This window comes from Rhizobacter sp. P3_B12, from assembly GCF_056402895.1.
The window spans coordinates 1-6,402 of sequence record NZ_JBFUGN010000293.1; the positions used below are offsets into that span (position 1 = coordinate 1).

Sequence of the window (6,402 nt, forward strand, 5' to 3'; positions counted from 1 at the left end):
AGCCTGAAGTCTGCAAATCCCTCCGCTGACGCTTGCCAATTCCACATCTGCATGCACCTGCACCTGCTCCCGCGTCAGCGAAGCCATGCTCTTCCATTCCACTTCCAGTTGCGGAGATGCTTCACCCGGTTGCCACCCACTGAGATCCAGAGTCGCCGTATTCTTGCGCACCCTCTTGTCGTCAATGGTGATTCTGGATATCGTTTTTATTGCAAACAAGCCTTCCGGAATTCTTGGACTGCCGTCGAAGAGCCCCAAACGAATATCTACAATCTGCCGCCCGTCACGCGGCTGAGCTCTGGCCATCTCCTCGAAATAATATTTATAGTCATTCCATCCGAAGATGTCGATACTTTCCAGATTCAGAATTCCGTTCATCGACTCGATGTTCGGCTCTCTCCTTATATAACGATTTTCCGGATGGATCCGCATGTTCACCATGATCTTCCATCGCTCCCACACCTCCCCCCGCGTGCAGCCGGAATCCTTCAACTGCCCAAGGTCCTTGCAGTCCTGGCGGAAGGAATCATCCTTCTGATTTTCCAATGCCTTGATCAGCCGCGCCATCACCAAGGAACTCTTGAAAGCAGGCTTGAGCCGCTCGTCATACTTGTGTTGCAACGACAATTCCGACCATAGTGCCCCGAGGATGCTCCACATCACGTCATCTCTCGATTTATCATCAAAATAGTTTTTCATGAAATCGAACACGATCTGCGGCCCTGATTTCATATTCCGAGGACGATTTCCCAGGAAATCAGGGAACTCCTGGCTTATTTTCTTCAGCAGATCCGACGACGGACCCGACAACTTCAGGCGCTCGTCAAAAATATTGATCCCCTCATAAACGAGGCAAGGACTCTTCTTGCTGAGAAATAGTGCGTGCACCCAATTGATGGCCTCCTCCTTATCGGGAGGTCGGAGCTTTTCAATTGCGTCGAGCAATACGCCACGGCTCTGCATGAAAAGATGGCCATTCTGGTCCTTGTCGACCCTCAGAGCCGTGAACAACTGCGAACGACCCATGCGGTCTGAAAGTTTCATGGGCCTGAATGTGTCGGCATATTGACCCGACAAGATGCTGCGCACCAGAGCTGATCGAAACGAAACCACTCCCAGCAACCCCTCGTAGCTTCCTATCCCATATTTCTCGAATTTTTTGCGTACTTCTCCATTCATTGCACCCAAATCGCAAAGGCTTGGCACCGTCATTTCCGCACTGGACGCTTCCGCGCGCCGTGTACCAGAGTTTGGAAGCTCCGACCAGAACGTACCACGTCCATATCTCTCTTTTTGTATTACCCGCAGCATTCTCAGATAGCGCGGAACAAGTGCTGCATAGAAGAGGTCTTGGGTCCCTGCCTGAGCGCCCTCTCCTGCTCTCAGTGCTTTATGCAGTTTCGAGAGGCCGAAATCATTGCTTATGACTTTGATGAGATCTGCAAAGGGTGCGTCATGGCCCCAAGTCTCTCGAACCCTCCCCTGGAGATATTCTGCGTTTATTCCTTGGGGATCATCAATGCTTTTCTCATCCCTGCAAAGGAGGATGAATGCGAGCACGCACTCACCCAACCGATTCATGCTTTGTCGGGAGCAACTTGACCCATCCTTGCAAGCCTCAATCCCGCGCAACAAATCTTCCGATCTCCGACGGACATCCTCTCCTCCAAGGCCCTCGGAAATTGCCAAGGCAACAAATCCCTCAGCTTTCCGGATCGCTTCATCCCACTTATCAGGCACCTTCTCGAATGCCGGCTCGGCAACAATCACCTGAGTTGCCTGATTGGCAAACTTCGTTTCGATCTTCACACCGAGACGCTCGTTATACCCTGCGATCACATCACGTATACCCTGCATGGCCACCGATTCTTCAACCTGGTGCGGCAGCAGGATGCTCGTAATTCCTTCTTTCTGTCTTTCAGGCCTGTTCTTTTTCTCCATCCTTCCCAGGATGTCTTTCATGATATCCGCGTCCAGCGAACATGGATCGCTCGCTGACAGATCGAGGCATCCATCGTGGCACCTATACACGGCGGCATGATAATTCGTCTCCGCACCCCGCCCCCCGACAAAGGAGATCGTCGGATCTTTAGAATTCGTGAGATCGACCGAACCACGCATTCTCAGCGTACCCCAATGGTGATAAGAAAGGCCTCGCAATTTAATCCCGAGGCGACGCTCGGGACGCTCCCGCAGGTATTTGTTCCATGTCCCGACGAGCTTCGAGAGGTCACCGCCGAACTGTGGGACAATGATTTTCCGAAGCGTCGTGATGTTGCGCAGTCCCTTCGGTATTTCCTCGAGGGACTCGGGTAATGCAACGCTCGTGATTTGTCCTTGGCTGAAATCACCGAGGAGGTTTTCGATCGCCTCCTCACTCAGCAAGGAGTTTTTATTCATTGAGAAATCAAGACGTCCGTCGCGGAAACCATACTCCATCACCGGAGATTTTTCCTGAGCAGAAAGCTTGTCTCGCGAAGCGGTGGACGTCATGCTGTACATGGTTTCCTCTCTGATCGTGATGCGTGAATGAATGTCGTTGCCTGACGACACGTATGTCACCCTCACCGCTCAGTGGTTCCATGACGGCATGAGCCCGGTAGTTTCATCCTCGGTGCCGCAGGCGCCGGCGCATGTCCGGGGCCTGGCCAGCGCCCACCCACTCGCAGCCCGCGCCCTCACCCCCCGCGGCGTGGCACGGAACAGCGCACGGACAACGCCGGCATCCACGCCAGCAGTGTCTGGACCAGATGCTGCGGATCGATCGGCTTGCTCACGTGCGCATTCATGCCGGCAGCAAAGCACTCCTGCCGGTCCTCGTCCATCGCCGCCGCCGTCATCGCGATGATCGGCAGATGCTCGCCCTGCGGCAGCTGGCGGATCACCCGCGTCGCCTGCGGCCCGTCCATCTCCGGCATCTGCATGTCCATCAGCACCAGGTCGAAGGGCGCCTTGCGCACCCACTCCACCGCCTCCAGCCCGTTGTTCGCGACCGTCACCTCCAGCTCGCCGAGCGCCAGGAAGGCGAGCGCCACCTGCTGGTTCACCAGGTTGTCCTCGGCCAGCAGCACGCGCGCGCCGCGCAGCGGCTTCAACTGCTCGGCGTAGCCGGCACTGCGCGACACCGCCGGCGTGTCCTTCGCCTGCTCGCCGCGCTGCAGCCGCACCACCGTGTCGAACAGCCGCGACGGCGTGACCGGCTTGCTCAGCACGCCCGTCAGCGGCAGCTCGCCCAGCGCCTCGCTGACCCGCTCCAGCGTGTGCGGCGTCGCCATCGCGATGATCGCCAGCTGCTGTGTGCCGCGCTCGGCCATCAGGCGCCGTGCTTCGTGCACGAAATCGAGATCGGCCGAACGCCAGTCGAGCAGCAGCAGCTCGTACGGCGACTGCGCGTCGGCGCGCTTCAGCTTGTGCATCGCGTCGTCCGCGAAGGCCGCGCTGCCGACCTGGAAACGCCAGCTCTGCAGCACCTGCTGCAGCACCACGCGCGCGGTCGGCTGGTTGTCGAGCACCAGCGTGCGCATGCCGCGGATCGAATGCAGGTCGATGCGCTCGGCACCCTCGCGCGCCAACCCGAAGCGCGCGTTGAACGTGAACAGGCTGCCCTCGCCGGGCGCGCTGCGCACCTCGATCGTGCCGCCCATCAGCTCGACCAGGCGCTTGCAGATCGCCAGCCCCAGCCCGGTACCGCCGTAGCGGCGCGCGGTGCTGCGCTCGGCCTGGCTGAACACCTGGAACAGCTGCCCCGCCTGCTCGGGCGTCAGGCCGATACCGGTGTCGCGCACGCCGAAGCGCAGCTCGACCCCGTTCTCGTCACGCGACAGCAGCGCGGCGCTGACGACGATCTCGCCGCGCGACGTGAACTTGATCGCATTGCCGACCAGGTTGTTCAGCACCTGCGTCAGCCGCAACGAATCGCCGAGCAGCCGCTGCGGAATGGCCTCGTCGATCTCGAACACCAGCTCCAGCCCGGCCTCCTCGATCTTCACGGCGAACAGGTTGCCGACGTTCTCGATCGTTTCCTCGGGGCTGAACTCCTCGCTCTCCAGCACCACCCGGCCGGCCTCGGCCTTCGAGTAGTCGAGGATGTCGTTCAGCAACGAGAGCAGCGCCTTCGACGAGGTCTGCACCTTGCTGAGGTGGCCGCGCTGCTGCGTGTCGAGCCGGCCGTCGAGCACCAGCTGCGTCAGGCCGATGATGGCGTTCATCGGCGTGCGGATCTCGTGGCTCATGCTCGCCAGGAACAAACTTTTTGCCGCATCGGCGGCCTGCGCCTGGTCGCGCGCCTGAGCCAGTTCACGGCCGCGCCGTCGCTCGTCCGCATGGGCCTGCGCCAGGCGCGCATACATCCACCCGTTCTCCAGCAGCAGCTCGTACAGCACGACGCTGCAGGTCAGCAGGCCGTACAGCCGGCCGGCGTAGAAGCCCAGGTCGTAGCGGCCGCCGTTCAGCATCGCCGACAGCGCGGTGTCGAACAACCAGGCGCACAGCGCCACCATCAGCCAGCGGTCGAGCACCGAGGGGCGGCGCTGCTGCCACAGCAGGCCGAGCGTCAGCACCGTGACGGCACAGATCACCCCGACCATCCCGCGCAGCAGCGGCGTCGACTGCGAGCCCTGCATGACCGCCGGCAGCAACGATGCGCCCACCGTCGCAAGCGCGATCAGCCCCAAGGCCAGCGCCACCGTGAACAGCGGCACCGCGAACGGGTGCGAGACGGCACGCGGACCGCGCCGTGGCCACGCATAGGCCAGCACGAACAGCGGAAAGCCCAGGTGCCAGAACAGGTAGATCCACGCCGTGCTGTGCGGCCCCGCGCCCAGCAGGCCCTCGGGCGCGAACAGCCCCGGAAAGCTCATCGCATGGCCGACCACCAGCAAGGCCGCGAACAGGTAGCCGCTCGCCAGCACCGCCAGCGGCCGCGCCCGCAGCACGCGCGACTGGCCGAACAGCAGCACCGCCGTGATCAGGTCGTTGACGACCACCGCGGTTTCATAAAGGGCGATGAAGCTCGGGAAGGGCGACAGCTTGACCTTTGCAAACGGTGCCAAGCTCAGGAACAGCAGGGCGGAGACCACGATGAGGGTCGTTGCGCGCCGGCGCTGCGCCGGGCTGGCCGCCTGGTCCGGCAGGAACGCCGGGCCGTCATCGTCAGATACTGCTGCTGCATCGTGCCCGATGACCGGCACGGCGGCGTCATGACTGATCCCCACGCCACCTCCCTGTCGACCGGCATGCCGGCCTGTGCGTGTGTATGTTCGTGTGCGTCTGATGAGCCCTTCCTTTATGCCCGGAAGTCGCGGTGCGTGCAACAAATGAAACCCGAAGGGAAGCCCCGTTGAAACACGCCGGCTGCACACTGCTGCACGACATCCCCGACCGAGCGAGGCCCTCATGAGCGATTCCCTGTTCCTGCCGCGTGAACTGTTCAACGCAGCGTCGGTGCCGGYGAAATCGACACACCAGGCGCCGCCCACCGACGCGGTGCTCGACGACCTGCGCCGCATCACGACACCGGTCGCCACCTTCGGCAGCGGACAGAAGAATCGCCGGCGCAAGCCGCGCGACCCGAACGCGCCCAAGGTCGACCTGTGGCTGGACCTGGCTGCCTGATTCAGGCCTGCAGTGCAGCGCGCAGATAGACGCGCAGCATCTCCTTCAGCTCTGCCAGCGCGGCACGCGTGCCCGGCGCCGCTTCGGTGTTCAGCGTGACCGCCGCCTTCATCACCTGCTGAACCGCCACCGACACCGCGGCCAGCCGCGCCTTCGTCAGGCCGGCCGCATGCGGCGCGAGGATCTGCGCCAGCTGCACGCGCATCGCCTGGCGCACCGCCTGCACCTGCTCGGCCGGCGCGCCCGGCGAGTCGACCAGCCGCGCGAACGACGGATGGGCGGCGCGGAACTCGATCAACGCGACCACCAGCCGCGCGCTCAGTTCATCGACATCCCAGCCGGCGCTCGCCTCGGCCATCGCGGCCAGCCGCGCCTGCAATTCGCCCGCCTGCAGCGCGATCACGCCCTGCGCCACCTCGGGCTTGGTCGGGAAGAACTGGTAGAGCGAGCCGATCGACGACTCGGCGCGCGCCGCGATCTCGGTCATCGTCGCCGCGTCATAGCCCCTCTCCGCGAACACCTGCGCCGCGGCGCCGAGCAGCACCTCGACGCGCTGGTGCCCGCGCTGGCGGCGCACGCGCTCCACGGGCGCGGCATCGCCCGCACCGGAGGCACTGGACTTTTGTGAGATCTTCCTCATAGAATTATTTTTGCGAGGACACCCTCACAAATAAGCCACTGAAGGATCCCATGCTATCTCTTGACTCCAGGCCTCTTGACCCCGCCCGCACCGCCCTCGTGCTGATCGACCTGCAGCAAGGCATCACCGGCTTCGGCCGCGCCCCGCAC

Annotated in this window: 4 protein-coding genes; 1 reads left to right on the top strand and 3 read right to left on the bottom strand. The window is 62.3% G+C overall.

Annotation, left to right across the window (positions count from 1 at the left end):
* Together AC1D01_RS16365 and AC1D01_RS16370 are read right to left on the bottom strand one after the other, a co-directional pair.
* Positions 1–2,502: hypothetical protein (locus AC1D01_RS16365; RefSeq protein WP_477868026.1), on the bottom strand; the 2,502-nt coding region annotated here is incomplete at its 3' end.
* A 176-nt stretch (positions 2,503–2,678) separates the two neighbouring features.
* A complete protein-coding gene (locus AC1D01_RS16370; RefSeq protein ID WP_477868028.1) occupies positions 2,679–5,213 on the bottom strand; it encodes a response regulator in 2,535 nt (844 codons plus the stop codon).
* A 181-nt stretch (positions 5,214–5,394) separates the two neighbouring features.
* Between AC1D01_RS16370 and AC1D01_RS16375 the strand changes: the two genes are divergently transcribed.
* Positions 5,395–5,613, top strand: coding sequence for a hypothetical protein (locus AC1D01_RS16375; protein WP_477868030.1), 219 nt, complete (start codon positions 5,395–5,397; stop codon positions 5,611–5,613).
* A 1-nt stretch (position 5,614) separates the two neighbouring features.
* On the opposite strand, the gene AC1D01_RS16380 is transcribed toward AC1D01_RS16375, so the two are convergent.
* Positions 5,615–6,253, bottom strand: coding sequence for a TetR/AcrR family transcriptional regulator (locus AC1D01_RS16380; protein ID WP_477868032.1), 639 nt, complete (start codon positions 6,251–6,253; stop codon positions 5,615–5,617).
* Positions 6,254–6,402 lie beyond the last annotated feature (149 nt).